This window comes from Methylobacterium nonmethylotrophicum, from assembly GCF_004745635.1.
In the GTDB taxonomy this organism is placed as follows: domain Bacteria; phylum Pseudomonadota; class Alphaproteobacteria; order Rhizobiales; family Beijerinckiaceae; genus Methylobacterium; species Methylobacterium nonmethylotrophicum.
Genome location: NZ_SRLB01000001.1, coordinates 514,424 through 529,515 on the forward strand (window position 1 = coordinate 514,424; position 15,092 = coordinate 529,515).

The window sequence follows — 15,092 nt, forward strand, 5'->3', positions numbered from 1 at the left end:
CGGCGTCAGGGGGCGATGCGGCGCGGCGCGGACGTGCTGTGGAGACACGCCGTGCGACGCGGGCGCAGAGCACCCGGAAGCTGCCTTTGCTTGGAACGGGGAAACCCGATCCGCACTCGGGGCAAGGAGAAACAAGCCTCTTCGGTGTCGGCCTTTGGAGGGCCGACGAGACCAAAAAAGCCCGTTCGTCGTTGCTTTAAGCTGCGTCCCCCGTGGAGAGCGGGGTTCGCCGGTTTTGCCTCCGGCTGCCGGTTGTTGTCGGGGTCCGGTGTCGCCACCTGGATGCCGGCCGGAGGGATCCACCCCTTCCCGACCATCGATCCTTTAAGACCCCTGGCGGCTGTCCGGCCTCTTGTCCGGATGCCCACCAACCGGCACGCGGCCACAGGCACGTGCGAAATTGGGCAGGGCGATACATACGGGCCGGCCCCCTCCGCCGCAACCCCCGGAATGCGGATTTTCGCCTGATTTCCCCACGGCCGCGCGAGGATGGCGAGAGGGTGGCGAAAGTGACACGGCGCCTCCGCCGCACCGGAACGCAAGCGGCCGGTAGGGCCTTCTCAAGCGGCGCCGGACGGGCCATTCAACCGGCCACCCGTCAACCGACCACGTGTCAACAGACCACTTGCCGGCACGCGTTCAGCGCGCGCGCCTCATCCTCGGGACATCATGACGACCGCACCCTCCCGCCGCGCGCTGCTTGCCGGCCTGCTCTCCTCCGCCGCCCTGACGCGGGCGGCCCCGGCGCAGGTCGGGCCGACCCAGCCCGGCCCGGCCGCCCTGCCGCCGCCGCCGGACCCGGCCCCCTCCGGTCCGCCGCGCTTCCGCTTCGACGAGGTGGTGCGGCGCGCGCGCGCCCTCGCCGGCGCGGCCTTCGAGGCGAACGCCGCGCCGTTGCCGGCACCGCTCGCCGCCCTCGACTACGACGCCTGGCGCGACATCCGCTTCCGGCCCGATCGGGCGCTGCTGGGGGACCAGGACGGCCCGTTCCGGCTCCAGCTGTTCCATCTCGGCTTCCTCTACACCCGGCCCGTGACCGTGAACGTGGTGCGCGACGGCGTGCCGACGCCGGTGCCCTACCAGCCCGGCCTGTTCGATTACGGCCGCACCACCATCGACAAGCCGCTGCCGGTCAATCTCGGCTTCGCGGGCTTCCGGCTGCATTATCCGCTCAACAAGCCGGGCGTGCTCGACGAGCTGATCGCGTTCCTGGGTGCCAGCTACTACCGCTTCCTCGGCCGCGACCAGCTCTACGGGCTCTCGGCGCGGGGCCTCGCCGTCAACGTCGAGGGCGTCGGCGGCCCGGAGGAATTCCCGGTCTTCCGCGAGTTCTGGATCGAGATGCCGCCGAAGGGGGCCGACCGGGCGGTGATCTACGCCCTCCTCGACGGCCCGTCCTGCACGGGTGCGTTCCAGTTCCTGGTCTATCCGGGCGACGAGACGGTGGTCGACGTGCGCTGCTCGCTGCATCCGCGCCGCGAGCTGGCGACGATCGGCATCGCGCCGCTGACCTCGATGTTCTTCATCGGCGAGAACGACCGTCACCACTCGGACGATTACCGGCCCGAACTGCACGATTCGGACGGCCTCCTGATGCAGTCCGGCGGCGGCGAGTGGATCTGGCGGCCCCTGCGCAACCCGAAGGAGCGCTGGATCTCCGCCTTCGAGGACCGCAACCCGAAGGGCTTCGGGCTGATGCAGCGCGACCGGGTGTTCGAGGACTACCAGGACCTCGAGGCGTTCTACCACCGCCGCCCGGGCTACTGGGTCGAGCCGCAGGGCGAGTGGGGCGAGGGCACGGTGCGCCTCGTCGAGCTGCCGACGCAGAACGAGACCCACGACAACATCGTGGCGTCCTGGCAGCCCAAGCAGCCCTACCGGCCCGGCGAGGCGGTGGAGCTCTCCTACAAGGTCCGGGCGCTCGCCGAGACCGACGACCTGCATCCCGGCGGGCGGGTGGTGAACACCTACGTGGCCCGCGCCACGGCGAGCGGCGGCTCGGCCGAGGGCGACGATCCCCGCACCCGGCGCTTCCTCGTCGATTTCTCCGGCGGCGACCTCGCCTACTGGCTCGGCGACCCGAAGGCGGTCGAGATCGTGCCCTCGACGACGAACGGCAGGATCCTGTCGGTCTCGCTGGTGCCGAACCTGCACGTGAAGGGCTTTCGCGCGGCCATCGACGTGCGGCTCGACCAGGCCGGGCAGGCGACGGACCTGCGCGCCTTCCTGCGCGCCCGCGGCCGGACCCTGACCGAGACCTGGACCTATCCGTGGAAGGCCGCGTGAGCGGTCCTTCCCACCCGCCGGCCGTGACGATCCGGCCGGCGATCGCTGAGGACCTCGATGCCCTGATGGCGCTCGAGGCCGCGGCCTTCGCCACCGACCGGGCGGAGCGCCGGTCGATCCGCCACGCGATCGGGTCGCCGTCGATCTCGCTGCTGGTGGCTCTCGACGGCGCGGTGCTCATCGGCGCCGCCACGATCGAGCGCCGTCGCGGCAGCCGCCGCGCCCGCCTGTCCTCGATCGCGGTGGCGCCGAGCCGGGCCGGCACGGGCTTGGGCCGGGTGCTGCTCGAGGCCGCCGAGGCGGAGGCCCTGGCCCGCGGGTGCGACCGCCTGCGCCTGGAGGTCCGCGAGGATAACGGCGCCGGCATCCGCCTCTACGAGCGCACCGGCTACCGGCGCTTCGAGACCGTGCCGGACTATTACGAGGACGGCACCACCGCCTGGCGCTACGAGAAGCGGCTCGGGAGCGGGGAGGGGGAGGCCGGCTGAGGCGCCTCGGCGCTGCCCCGTCCTGAAACAGTCCGAAAAGCCGCGAGACACGCCACCCCGCCGCCGGTTCTCGCTTTCCCTAGCGACATGTGCCGATCCGGCATCGTTGCCGGCATTTTGCCGTTGGCACGCGAAAAGCACAGGTCCCGGTGACCGAGGCACATCGTGCCTCACGACGGGATAAGGTGACAGCAATGGCTCTGACAAGCGCCGATTTTCGCAGGATGATCGCCGAGAGCCGTGGGGGCGTTGCACAGCCGGCGTCGTTTCTGGTCGTTCCCGACCGCGTGCCGGAGCGTTTCGCGCCGGGAACGCGGCTCCCGGCCCACCCCGAGCCGCGCGAGGTGCGGACCATCGAGATCGTCTGGGCGCCCGCGACCGCGCCGTCGCGCCGGCCCGGCCCCTGGCTCGCCGGCCTCGCGACCGTCGCCAAGGTGCTGGTCCTGCCGGTGCTGCTCGCCGGCAGCCTCTACTCCAAGCCGCTCTACGACTGCCACAAGCAGAAGAAGTACGGGATGCTGTACTACGGCACCACGGTGCAGATGTGCGTGAGCGAGCGCCTGTCGGAGCGCTTGGAGACCGTGCAGGCCTTCGTCGACCGGCAGCTGCGGCAGCTGTGACGCCAATGCCTCTCATGGTATTTTTGCTATGATTTATCTGGAGTTGATCTGACTTCGATGTGCCATTTTCTCTCGATCGACATTCCGATATCCGGGGCGTTTCCGGCCTAGGGGCGCACCATCAAGCTTAGCTGCAAGTTGGTCGATTTTTGCAGTGCATCCAAGCATTTAACGCCTTGAAAGGTATGGCTCTCAGCCGGTGCTGGCACCAGATCTTGACGCTCTGTCCGAAAGGCCGACGGCCAGCGCTCACAGTAGCCATATCATACCTTAGACGGGAGTCAGTCATGGCTCCCGGCCACGCTCTACCTCCATAGAAAAAAATGTGTAGGATTGTGCGTGAACCGAGTGGGGTGCCTTGCTATGAGCCTCGAAGAAAAGCTGCGTACGATCGCTGAACGGGTCCGATCCCACTCAAGCGCGATGCTGACTGAAGAGTCTGTCAAAACGGCTGTTGTTTTGCCTTTCTTTGCAGCATTGGATTACGATGTTTTTAACCCAAACGAAGTAATACCCGAATTCAATGCTGACGCAGTTGGGAAAAAAGGTGAAAAAGTCGACTATGCGTTAAAAATAGACAATCAAGTTCGCATCCTGATTGAATGCAAGCCGATAACGACAACTTTAGATAAAGTGCATCTTGCTCAACTGTACCGTTATTTCTCTGTTACAGATGCGAAATTTGCGATACTGACGAATGGTCGAACCTTCCATTTCCATACTGACTTGGAGTCCCCGAACAAGCTGGACGACCGTCCTTTCTTGATATTTGATCTTTCTGATTTGCACGTCTCTGTTATTTCTGAATTGCGGAAATTTAGCCGCAACGAATTCAATGTGGAAAGTATTTTACAGTCGGCACACCGCCTCAAATACACCTCCGCAATTAAAAAGGAGCTGCACGCTCTTATAGAGGCACCCAATGAGGATTTTGTGCGAATGGTCGCAGCTCCTCTGCAAACTGGCAGGTTCACGGCCCAAGTCCGTGACCAGTTTACCCCCTTGGTCAAAGCCGCATTCCGTGAGATCATCCGCGATGCGGTACAGGCCCGCCTATCTTCGGCGCTAGCAGATAGCGAGGATTTGACACTGTCGCCGCTTGACGCGGTGGCTCCCGACGACGAGGAAATCGTCACGACTGAGGAAGAACGTGAAGGTTACATGATCGTCCGCGCGATCGTCCGAGAGGTCATCAAGGCGGATCGTGTGATTATGCGAGATCAGAAGAGCTACTGCGGCATCATCATCGATAACAATAATCGAAAGCCGCTGGCGCGACTGCATTTCAATCGCAATATCAAATATGTCGGTCTGTTTGATAAAGAAAAAGAAGAAAAATCCGCATTGATACGCTCGATCAGATCTACGATCTGACCGACCGCCTTCGCGCGACTGCCCGCTTTTATGCCGAAGGTGGGACGCGGAAGGCCGAGTCTGTAGCTGTTCCAGTCTCCGTTGACGCTACAGCCTGATAGGGCCGGTGTGCCAGACGTTTGCCTGTAGATCCCATCAGTACACGTCACACAGATGAGCCAGCGGCTGGTTGTTGGGTCGACCGCTGGCTCCATTAAAGCCATGGCCTGCCGCCCTAAACAAAGATATGGCTACAGATGAAATGGTTGGTATTCACCGACCGTTGCTACATGCATCTACCTATGCGGCATTAGCAAAAGACCTCTTAAGTCATATTTCCGTATATCCTATCAATTCGATAAAATTTGCCGCCCAAGTTCCGTAGCTGAGGTTTGTGCGCGCCAAGGTCGCACAAGAAGCAGAGATCCTCGGCCGCCTCGAAACGCTTCCGCAGCGCATCGTGGATGAGGCTCAGGATGCTGCTCGCCGGTGGGATCACATCCGACGTCTTCCGCTCGGTCCCAAGGTTGAAGGAGAGGCGGGGCGAAACAAGGGAAGCCGAAAGCAAGGAAGACGGAACGGCTCGCCTTCCGGTGCGACATGGCCGCCGCCGAGCGGTGGCGGCCATGTCTGCTCTCTGTTCGCCGACGCGGGCCTTCGGTGTGTCGCACCGAGATACCGCGTCGGCGATTGATGATAGCCGACCCTTTGATCCGCTTTGAGCGCCTAGATGTGGCGGCAGCCTCCACACCATAGTCACCTGCCTAGTGCACCAATGTTCCGCACTTCGTTTTTCAGGTCATGCAACCTGACGTGCGATGCCCCTTGGCGGTTTGTGGGTTGCGACCCGGGACCGGAAAATTCCTCGACCGGCCGGCGCTTTCGCGGGCGGCAGGACGAGGCGTCGCCATGGGCTACAAGCATTACATTCCGCAGAACCGGGCGAAGGCGGCGGCCCTGCTAAGGCAGTTGAAGGGCCAGCTCGTGGACGTGACGGGGGTGCAGGTCGAGGCCCGCAGCAACGTCTTCGCCGCCGCCGAGGCGTACTGGCAGCTCTCCAAGGCGTCCGGCGTCCACCTCTACCAGGTGGGTGCCGGCTGGCATGCCGACCTTGAATTCAAGGGACTGCCGCCCGGGGTCCCCACCATCGTCGGCACTCCGGAGCCCGTCGCCACGCGGGCGGAGGCCATCGAGAGCGTCGTCGGCATGATGTCGATCTGCGCGCAGCGCGACAATGTCCCGCCGCCGGACCCGGCGACGGGGCTGCGCTGGTTCCGCTTCGACGACCACGAGGTCCCGGTCGATCCGCGCATGCTCGAACACTTCGCCTCCCGCGTACCGGTGGTCAAGTTCGACGCGAGTCACGTCCGGCGTGAGCTCGACCTCCTCCGGGCAGACATCTCGGGCGACGCCCCGGTCACGGCCGATGCGTGGGCGGCGGCCGATTTCCAGCTTCGGTACGACGCCTGCCGGATGTGCTGCGCCGCCATGGCATTCGGCATCATGCAGGTGTCGTACGATCCGTCGGCGAGCCTCGAACTGGCCGATGGGCCGGCAGCTCCCGGGATGCACTGACCCGGCGACGGGTCAGGCGGCGTCGGCGGGTAGGTCGCGGCGCCTGTAGAGCTTCATGTGGACCTGGTCGTACCTCGCCGCGTCCCCGATGCCGGCCTCGTCCAGCCGCCGCATGGCTTGGTGCGGCGCCAGGCCCATGCGGTCGGCGATCTCCTTGAGGGTAGCGTACTCGGCGGCGAACGCCTCGACGCTCGCCCTCGTGAACGCCCTGACCGAGCGCGGATCGCGCGGGCGATACCGGGGGGACCATTCCAGCAGGCCTGCCTTGGCCAGCCGCCACAGGTTCCGCGGATCGACGCCCCCCAGCATGGCGACGACCTCCCGCTCCGTGACGTCGTCGCCGGAACCCTCGCCCTGGATCACCCCGAGGACCTCGTCGCGGTCGATGATGAGGTCGTCGCAGCGTTCGCCGGTCGTGTTGCGCCCCACCCAGGCGAGACGGCCGTCGAGGACGAGCCGAAGGATCTCGACGATGCCCACGCGGATGGTCCGTGCGATCCGTTCGACGGCCATGCGCGGTTCGGCGGGGTTGGCCACGGGCACGGCATCACGGAACAGCCGTGCCATGAAGGCGTCGACGTCCGGCCGGAGGAAGCGGCGCTTCGAGCCGGCGTTCCGGTCGGCCTCCGGCAGGACCGGCAGCAGGCCTGCCTCCTCCAAGTGGCCGACCTGCTTCACCGAGAAGCCGGTTCTGGCCGCGACGTCCTTGGCCGTGAGGTGGTCGTCGACGGTCGCGACGATGGCGGCGAAGTCCGCGACGGCGATCCGGAGACGCCGCCCGCCCGCTTGCGGTTCCGCGCCGACCAGGCGGAGAAGCCCGGCATCCGAGCGGCCGGAAGAGAACGCGGCGCTCCTCTGGGTGTGGACGCGCCTCTCGCCCAGCCGCACTCCGAGGAAGGGCGTGCCGGGGCTGATCGGGAGCCTTGCGAAGGCGTGCTCCCGAAGGGCATGCCGGAATTTCTCGAACCCGGCGTCCTTCAGGCTGGTCCGCAGGACCACGTGGACGCGTCCATAGACCTTCTCGTGCCCGACGGAGCCACGCTTGCCAGGTCGATGCCGTCCGACGATGTCGTCCAGGGCGGCCTCGACGTCTCCCGGACCCTGCGAGGCGATCCTGTATCCTTGTTCCGTTGCCTGTGCGAGGTCCGCCATTCCCAAGGACGAGGGGTGCGTTCCCGGCCCGTGCAGGACGGAGATCCCGAGTGCCTCGCAGAATGCCGAGGCGGCGGGCAGCGGTGCGTCGTCCAGCCAGTTGCCCGCATCCCGCGTGCCGTCGAGCCTAGCGACGAACCAAGTCGGGAAGGCCGTGCCAGAGGAAGGCACCGCCTCGATCCGAAGCCGGTCCAGCACGGGGAGAACCTGGCGGGCGAGCGTTCCCGAGAAGTCGTGACCGGCCCGGAGGGTCGCATCGGCCTCGACATGCAGCAGGACGGACCCGTGACGGCGGCAGACCCTCACCGGGTCCAGCACCCATTCGAGCCTCGACCACGGACGGGCCCTAGCGGGGCCTTCGAACATGGCGAGATCCTCGGCGACGCAATGCGGACAGATCCGCGTCGCGGAGGCCAGGACCGATCCGGGTGGGAACCTTTCCGTGCCGACCGTGGCGGCCTTGTCGCCGACGTCGTGCGTCGGGGTATGTCGCCCGAGGGCAAGCCTCCCTTGCCGGTCGAGCCGGCGAAGTTCGGCCAAGGCGTCGAGCGCGCGCCCGTCCCCACGTCCGAGGCCATCGAGGTCGATGGACATGTCCTTGAGAAGGGTGCGCAGGCCCACGCCGTTGAGGGCGGCGAGGCGGGCGGCATAGCCCATCGCCGGTTCCCTCGGCTGCAATGGGTGCCCGAGGTTCAGGAACCGGCCCGAAAGGCCCCCGGGGGTTGCGCCGCCGGTCACGATGACCGCGCCGGCGCGTCATCGACGGTCAGGAACGAACCCTGTCGCAAGTCGCGCCAGTGCTCGGCGAGGAACGGGTTCTTGTCGTCCTTGCCGTAGGCGAGGGAGCGACGCTCGAAGGCGACGGCGAAGTGGCCCGGGGTCAGCTTCGTCCGCTGCCAGTGGAGCGCCTCCTGCAAGGCCCCTTCGACGAGCTGGCAGATGCGGGCGTAGCGGTATCGTGCGGCGAAGGCGAGCCGCTCGGGCAAGTCGGTTTCCTTTAGGTGATCCGACCCGATGCCGACCGGCTCGCCCATCTCGGAGAGGATCTTGAGGACGAGGTCCCTTTCGCCGGGCATCTCCACGTCGGCGAAACCGACGAAGTGCCCCCGTCGCTCGACCTGCTGGTCGCCGACGGGCAGCTTCAGGACATCGGGCAGGCCGGAGAACACGAACGCGACCGGCCACTTCGTGTCGATGGCCACGCCCTTGATGGCGTTCGCGAGTTCGTCGCGCTCTTCCTTCGACGCGTTCCCCTTCAAGAGGTGCTGGGCCTCGTCGACGTGGACGAGGAACACCCCCTGGGATCGTAGGATGCCGGCCATCCTGTCCCAGACCTCGCCGCGTCCCATGTCCGCGACCATTCCGTAACCGGCCTCCCGAATGATATGGGTGCCGACGAGACGCGGATGGCTGTAGCCCTTGAGCTTGATCGAGACATAGCGCGGCGCTAGGCCGTACGGCCCTTGCACGGGCCTCAGCGCATCGTGCTCGCCCAGCATGCGGTCGATGGCGAAGGTCTTTCCGGCGCCGCTCGACCCCACGAGAAAGAAGCATTCAGCCTCTTGCCGCGGGAGTTGGCGCGTCGCGACGTAGCGCTCCAGGAAGCGGTTGAAGCCCGTGAGGAGGGCGTCATCGCGGTCGCACCTCACGTAGACCGACTTCACCTTCGCGAGGCCGTCGATCACGCGCCGGCTGCCCTCGGGCATGCCGGCGCTGACGCCCCGGAAGTAGTCGTCGTCATCCATCGCGGGGGCGATGACGGTTTCGGGTCGCGTGGTCATCACCGTTCCTCGTCACGATAGCGGTTGACGGACTTTCGGGTGGCCGGCTTGGCCGGGTCGGCGACGCGGCCGGAGCCGGGCTTCCTCGCGATGGACACGCCCAGCGTGTCGGGCTCGTCCGCGGCGGACATCGGCGCCCCTTCCGGCTTGGCCCGGGGAGACGACGCCCTGTCGCCGGCCCGTTCCAACCGTTCGAGGAAGGCGAGGTGCTGGTCGTTCGTCATGACGTCGGACGGTGCGCCGGCGCGGATGCGGGCTTCCTCGGCCGCCCGCTTGATGAACTGCCGCGCCTCGTGCCTGACGCTGCGCCCGTCGGCGGCCTCGTCGGCGGCGAACCGCTTGATCTCGTCGTTGTAGTGCTCAAGCCGCGTCAGCGGCACGCCGCGGAACTCGTCCGCCTTGAACGCCATGAAGTCGCCCTCGGCGCCGATGGCGCGCCGGGCCTCCTCGGGCACCAGCACCAGGATGGTGCCCAGGTCGTTGGGGTTGATGACGCCGGTGAGATCGCGGCGCCCGACCAAGCCGTACAGGAGCCCCATCTTCGGGTGCTTGTAGTCCACGTGCATGTACCTGACGCCCGGCGCCCGGATGCGCAGGTTCCGCTTGCGGATTCCGAACGCCGCGTGCCTCTGCACCTCGTCGGGCGCGGTCAGGAGCTCGTTGGTCGACCGTTCCCAGACCGAGAGCGGGCTCATGTCGCCCAGGCCCGAATGGGGCCGCCGGTGGTATTCGTCGACGATGTACCGGACGAGCAGGATCTCGACCTCGTGGGCCATGACGCTGGCCATTCCCTCGGCCTCGTAGTCGCCGCGCTTGACCACGTTGGCGAAGGCCTGCCCCGTGAACATCCGGCAGAACCCCTTCAGGCTCCGGAAGAACGACTCGATGTGCCCGCGCGAGGCGGGGTTGCCGCCGGGGTAGCGGTGGGTGATGCCGCAGCGCCGCACGGTGTCGCGGAAGTCGCCCTCGAAGGCAGGGCCGCCATCGGTCGCGATCTCGCGCGACTTCGCCGTCATCGGCCATTCGGAGGTGGCCTTCGCGAGCCTGGCCCAGCCGGTCTTGTCGATGAACATCGAGTGGAGGGCACGCCGGGAGCCCATCGTGGAAGGCTTTCCCGGCGTGACGTTCAGGGCGACGATGCAACGCGTGACGACGTCGATGCCGGCCGTCACGGTGCAGCGGACCTTGGGGTCGAGCTTCCTCGCTTGCTCGCGCTGCTTCGGCGTCAGCGTGTCGTAGACCTCCGCGTCGTTGAGGATGGCAAAGAGGTCCATCTCCCAGTCGTCCATCTCGACGCGGCCCATCCGCTCGATGACCTCAAGCCCGTTGAAGGTCCGCAATCCCTCTCCGACCGGTGTGTACTTACGCCCGGCGACGTCGGTCCCGAGCCGGCCCGCGTCGACGGTCACCGGCGGCAGCATGTTCACGCGACGGCGGACGGCCCGCTCGTTCACGGACAGTTGCGCGTCCTTCGGGAGCTCCCTGTTCAGCCTCCGAACGTCGGCATCGACATCCATGAAGACGTCGTCCTTGGCGGGGCAGCCGCGGCTCGCGTACTCGTCGACACGCTGCTGGATGATATTGAGGACCCGGCCGTCGAGCTGCTTGCGGTTCCCGCAGCGGCCGTAGCCCGGCTTGAAGGCGCTCGACCTGAACCCCGCGTCCTCGAACTCGGAAATCCACTCCCTGAGCGTCGTCGGGCCCGGATAGTCGTAGGTCTTGCGCTGGATCCCGACGATGTCGCGTCCGAGCGGACGCGGCATGTCGTACCTGTCGATGTACCACTGGTGGACGGCCTCGCGCTCGGCCTCGATGAAGCCTGCGAGACCCTTGGGGGTGAGGGCGGGCTTCCGGTCGCGGCCGTCGAGCCCGGCGCGCGCCCGGTTCCAGCGCGTGCACCATTCGACCTTCCAGGCGATGGCCCGCAACTCGGCGTCGGTCAGGTCGTGCAGGAGCAGGTCGTCGTCGCGGAGGGCGAGGTCCCTCCCGGCCGCCGAGAAGTAGTTCTCGTCGACGGCGATGACCTTGGCGTCCCGAAGCTCCTGCTGGCGCTTGTCGGTGAGGTGCCACGCGTCGTCGTCGTCGACGAGCATCTCGCCGTCGACGACGTGCATCAGCACCCACGCCTGTTCGAGGCGCTCGGCTGGCCTGTAGCACTCGCCGTTCCGCCGGACGCGGTCGTTGAGCGTGAGGTAAAGTCGCTTGTTCGGCATGTATCGACCTCTCCTTCCCGGATGCCGGGAGGTGTCCTCGAAGGACATCTTCCCGGCGGGAGCTGCAGGGCTTGTTAAGCGGCGTGGTTAGTGCCGATTAGGCTCGACCCGTTGGTTAAGGGCGTGTCCATGTGGAGGCGCTCGCCCGGCGGGTTCCGGAGATGCCCGGCCGGGATGAGGGCGAAGGCCGCCCGCATCCCCCTGACGCCGTACCCCGACGCCTTGCCGAGGCCGGCGGCGGTGACGGTCCCGGGCAAGCCCGGGAGGATCGCGCGGACCGCCTCCCAAGCCTCGCGGTCCTGCTCGGCGCCGCAGCGCGCGATCAGGCCGGCGTTCTGGACCGACGCCGGGTCGAGACCTTCGAAGGTCACCAGCCTGTAGTCATCGGCGAACCCGGTGGTGTCCTGCTCGCAGATGAGCCGCAGCTTGCCCGCGGTGTCGTCCTTGAGCGCCGCTTCCGCATTGCTCTTGACCGCGTAAGCCTTGCGGTGGCCGCAGCGGTGCTCGACGACGACATCCATGAAGTAGACGTGCAGGATACCGTTGCGCCGGTAGCTGACCTTCACCTGCTCGTGGATCGCCCGGACCGTCGAGAACGAGGCGAGGACCGTGATGACGGTGCGCTCGGACTCGCTGTCGAAGCCGTGCGTCCGGCGCCGGACCGGATCGGGCAGGTTACCCACCGAGGCACCCCGCTTGCGCGAGCGGGGCTTCCTGGCGGGGTCCGTCCAGGGATAGTCGATGCCGACGAGATCGGGAGCCGCTTGCGCGGCCGTTCCCGTGTCCCCCTTTGGCCGGGACTAGCCTGTCACCCTTTGGAGGCGACGAGGGCGGGTGCCGAGAACAGGGTCGGACGGCCGGCGCAGAGGTCGGCGAGGAGGGATTGGCGATTGAACATCGGGGAAGCCTCCCGGGAAAAGGGCGAGACACGACGCCCCGGGATGGGGCGCGCCTTCGGGTTTTCGCGAAGGGTCGGGCGCCTGGTTACGGCGCTCCGGGTCAGGTCCGTATTCGGGAGTTCCCCGCCACGCGGGCACCGACGGACCGGGGAAGCTTGGCGGTTATGCTGTGCATGGGAAGCCTCCTCCGGTTAGGGCCAGGTTCTGGCCGGTGGGTCGATTGGCGGCGGTGATGGATCCTGTCACCGCCCAGGCTGACGAGAAGTTAACAAAAACCCTGGCCCCAATCCGTCGCCGGAAAGCCTGTGGACAACGTGGCCGAGGCTTCGAATGCCCCGTCACGGGCGACGAGGCCCCGGGAAGGTCACGACGTTGGCGTCCGCCCGACGGGCCAGTCGGCGTTCCTCGACGAGTTCCAGGCCGGTCTCGACCTCGACGGAGACTGCTCCGAGCAGGTCGCTCATGTCGTCGGGCGGCAGGAGGCGCGAGAGGCGGACGAGGTTCATGACGACCTCCGCGATGCGGGCGTCGACATCATCACGCATGGGAGCCTCCCTCGCCAACCGTCGCCCCGTCGGGAGGCGTGACCGGGGTATCCGCGATGATGGCGCGGACCTCGTCCCCGCCGAGGACGCGGCGCTCGACGAGGCAGTCGGCGACGCGCTCGATCCGGTCCATGTTCTCCCTGACCAGACGAAGGGCCTTGGCATAGACGCGGTCGAGATCGTGCCGGACCTCGTCGAGGAACGCGCCGTCGGTCCGGAGGAGCGCCTGCACCTCCGAATGGTCGCCACGGTACAGGAGGGAACCCGACAGGCCCCAGGAGGCCACCTTCGAGGCGAGCAATCCGGTCGCGACCGCGAGGTCGCTCTCCCGCCCGCCGCCGGCGCCGGACGTCGGTTCGCCCCAGACCTCGTCGGCCGCCCTGCCGGCGAGTTGGGTCACCGCGAGGGCGTCGACCTGCGCGGCCGTCATCATGGTGGGATTGCGCAGGCGCAAGCTCGTCCTGCCGGCGAAGGCGCCGCGCTCGACGATGGTGACCACGTCGAGCGTCAAGGAGCCGGTGACTTCGCCGATGACGGAATGCCCGGCTTCGTGGCGGGCGATGGCCCTGACGGTCTCGGGCGGGCGTGTCTCGGGCGGGCACACCTGGCGGACGAGGTCGTCCATCGCGACCGGGCGACCGGCAGCCTGGGCCGCGGCCCGGGCGCTTCGGGCCCATCTGGCGACATCGGCACCGGTGGCGCCGATGCCGAGAATGCCGAGCGGCGTCAGGTCGGCACCGGTCGGCGCATCGTCCCCGAGATGCTGGCCGATGATGCCGACGATGGCCTCCGCATCCGGCAGCCCGATCCTGAGGACGCGGTTGAGACGGCCCGGACGCACCAGCGCCGGGTCGAGCCTGTCCGGGTGGTTCGTCGCCGCGACCAAGATCAGGTTGACGCTGGACGACGCCGCGGACTCGATTTCCTGCAACAGACAGCCGACAATGGGGCTGAAAAAATCCCTATTCCGGCTGTCCAAATTCTCACGTGACGGGACGCCGTCGATCTCGTCGATGAACAACACGGCAGGTCCGTTGGCCGATGCCTCCTGGAACGTCGTCGTGATAGCCCGGATAACGTCGCCAAGGTATCCGGAATTACTTCCGAGCCATGCCGACGCACTGGCAATATGCAACGGAAGCTTCAGGCTCTTGGCCAAACTGACGGCATAGCTGCTCTTGCCGGTCCCGGGCGGGCCCGCCAGCACGACCGCGCGGTCGCCCTTGACGGCCTCGGACCAGGGAATGCCCTTCGCGCGCCAGTCCTCGACCGCGGCCGCGAGGGCGAGGCCCCATTCCCTCGCCTCGCCGTAACCGTGCGTCCGTTCCAGGGGCGGGGCGTCGTTCGTCGCGACGACGGCCCGCCTGGCATCCGCGATGGCTCGGAGCCGCCTCGCGCAGGCACCGGGCGTCGAGTTGCGGCGGATCGCCGAGCAGATGTCCAGGAAGGTCAGGCCGGCCAGCGGTGGCAACTTCCGAGCTCGGCGGCCGGTGACCAGCGCCACGACCGTCTGGACCGCGGCGGAACTGGGGGCGCCCAGGCTCAGGCGGATGTCGGCGGAGCCTGTCAGGGTCGAGGGCAGGTAGCGTGCGGGAGCTTGCGAGATCCCCGCGATGTTGGCGCCGTTGCCGAGCAGGTTGACGACCTTCTCGGCCCCGTTGTCGGGTCGATCTTGCGTCCTGCTGCTTCCGGAGCGCTGCAGGACGTCCGAGAAGACACCGGCGGTACGGACAGCCTCGGCGACCGGCGCGATCATGTCGGTATGGGCGACCTCGACGACCAAGGCGATGCCGTTGCGTGAGCGGATGGCGGCCCGGTCGCGCACCGCCAGCGCCTCCATCAGCATCGCGGCGGCGAGCAGCCGCGGGACCGGGTTCGTATCGAGGAAGGCAGCGTGCTCCTCCTCGGGCGATGCCGGGGATGCCGGCTCGACTTCGATGTCGGGGCAGCCCTCTTCCTCGGTCCGGCCGGCGACACGCAGGGCAAGTTCGAGGAGCGTGGGGGCGGAAGTGGCGTTATGGTTCACGGCGGGCCTCCGTCATCGGGCCGCCGCGCGCGTCCGTGCGCGCCGGTCAGGCCCGTGGGGGTGTCCTGGATCGGATGAAGGGGCGGATGGCCGGGCAGACCTGAAGGCAGCCGGCGCGGCGCGATATCCGTTTCATGCTTTCGGTCATGCCATG

General features: G+C 67.3%; 11 protein-coding genes. 5 read left to right on the top strand and 6 right to left on the bottom strand.

Going from position 1 to position 15,092, the window contains the following annotated elements; all coding sequences use genetic code 11:
• Positions 1-669 precede the first annotated feature (669 nt).
• From EU555_RS02450 to EU555_RS02470, 5 genes are all read left to right on the top strand, one after another.
• The gene (locus EU555_RS02450) at positions 670-2,286 is read left to right on the top strand and encodes a glucan biosynthesis protein G (protein ID WP_135412837.1); all 1,617 of its coding nucleotides are present in this window, start codon (positions 670-672) and stop codon (positions 2,284-2,286) included.
• On the top strand, positions 2,271-2,774 hold the full coding sequence (locus tag EU555_RS02455) for a GNAT family N-acetyltransferase (protein ID WP_425375072.1): 504 nt from the start codon (positions 2,271-2,273) through the stop codon (positions 2,772-2,774). Before EU555_RS02450 ends, EU555_RS02455 begins: the two co-directional genes overlap by 16 nt.
• Before the next feature lie 344 nt (positions 2,775-3,118).
• Positions 3,119-3,394: a hypothetical protein gene (locus EU555_RS02460; RefSeq protein ID WP_135412838.1), complete on the top strand. Its 276-nt coding sequence runs from the start codon at positions 3,119-3,121 to the stop codon at positions 3,392-3,394.
• 363 nt (positions 3,395-3,757) lie between these two features.
• Complete coding sequence (locus tag EU555_RS02465; protein WP_342636459.1) at positions 3,758-4,768, top strand: type I restriction enzyme HsdR N-terminal domain-containing protein; 1,011 nt, start codon at positions 3,758-3,760, stop codon at positions 4,766-4,768.
• 888 nt (positions 4,769-5,656) lie between these two features.
• Positions 5,657-6,322, top strand: coding sequence for a hypothetical protein (locus EU555_RS02470; protein WP_135412839.1), 666 nt, complete (start codon positions 5,657-5,659; stop codon positions 6,320-6,322).
• A gap of 12 nt (positions 6,323-6,334) precedes the next feature.
• Here EU555_RS02470 and EU555_RS02475 read toward each other — a convergent pair whose 3' ends face one another.
• The 6 genes from EU555_RS02475 to EU555_RS02500 all read right to left on the bottom strand — a co-directional run bounded on the left by EU555_RS02475 (position 6,335) and on the right by EU555_RS02500 (position 14,938).
• The gene (locus EU555_RS02475) at positions 6,335-8,212 is read right to left on the bottom strand and encodes a TniQ family protein (protein ID WP_281041268.1); all 1,878 of its coding nucleotides are present in this window, start codon (positions 8,210-8,212) and stop codon (positions 6,335-6,337) included.
• Positions 8,209-9,255 carry an ATP-binding protein gene (locus EU555_RS02480; RefSeq protein ID WP_135412841.1) on the bottom strand — a complete coding sequence of 349 codons (1,047 nt, stop codon included), beginning with the start codon at positions 9,253-9,255 and terminating at the stop codon, positions 8,209-8,211. Before EU555_RS02480 ends, EU555_RS02475 begins: the two co-directional genes overlap by 4 nt.
• A complete protein-coding gene (locus EU555_RS02485) occupies positions 9,255-11,468 on the bottom strand; it encodes a hypothetical protein (RefSeq protein WP_135412842.1) in 2,214 nt (737 codons plus the stop codon). The genes EU555_RS02480 and EU555_RS02485 overlap by 1 nt, the downstream gene beginning before the upstream one ends.
• 74 nt (positions 11,469-11,542) lie before the next feature.
• Positions 11,543-12,151 carry a hypothetical protein gene (locus tag EU555_RS02490; protein ID WP_135412843.1) on the bottom strand — a complete coding sequence of 203 codons (609 nt, stop codon included), beginning with the start codon at positions 12,149-12,151 and terminating at the stop codon, positions 11,543-11,545.
• A 554-nt stretch (positions 12,152-12,705) separates the two neighbouring features.
• Complete coding sequence (locus EU555_RS02495) at positions 12,706-12,912, bottom strand: hypothetical protein (protein WP_135412844.1); 207 nt, start codon at positions 12,910-12,912, stop codon at positions 12,706-12,708.
• Complete coding sequence (locus tag EU555_RS02500; RefSeq protein WP_135412845.1) at positions 12,905-14,938, bottom strand: AAA family ATPase; 2,034 nt, start codon at positions 14,936-14,938, stop codon at positions 12,905-12,907. The genes EU555_RS02495 and EU555_RS02500 overlap by 8 nt, the downstream gene beginning before the upstream one ends.
• Positions 14,939-15,092 lie beyond the last annotated feature (154 nt).

Bases quoted from the DNA above. Each gene is read 5' to 3' on its own strand.
- EU555_RS02450 (WP_135412837.1), top strand. From the start codon at position 670: ATGACGACCGCACCCTCCCGCCGCGCGCTGCTTGCCGGCCTGCTCTCC.
- EU555_RS02465 (WP_342636459.1), top strand. From the start codon at position 3,758: ATGAGCCTCGAAGAAAAGCTGCGTACGATCGCTGAACGGGTCCGATCC.
- EU555_RS02470 (WP_135412839.1), top strand. From the start codon at position 5,657: ATGGGCTACAAGCATTACATTCCGCAGAACCGGGCGAAGGCGGCGGCC.
- EU555_RS02480 (WP_135412841.1), bottom strand. From the start codon at position 9,255: ATGACCACGCGACCCGAAACCGTCATCGCCCCCGCGATGGATGACGAC.
- EU555_RS02485 (WP_135412842.1), bottom strand. From the start codon at position 11,468: ATGCCGAACAAGCGACTTTACCTCACGCTCAACGACCGCGTCCGGCGG.
- EU555_RS02495 (WP_135412844.1), bottom strand. From the start codon at position 12,912: ATGCGTGATGATGTCGACGCCCGCATCGCGGAGGTCGTCATGAACCTC.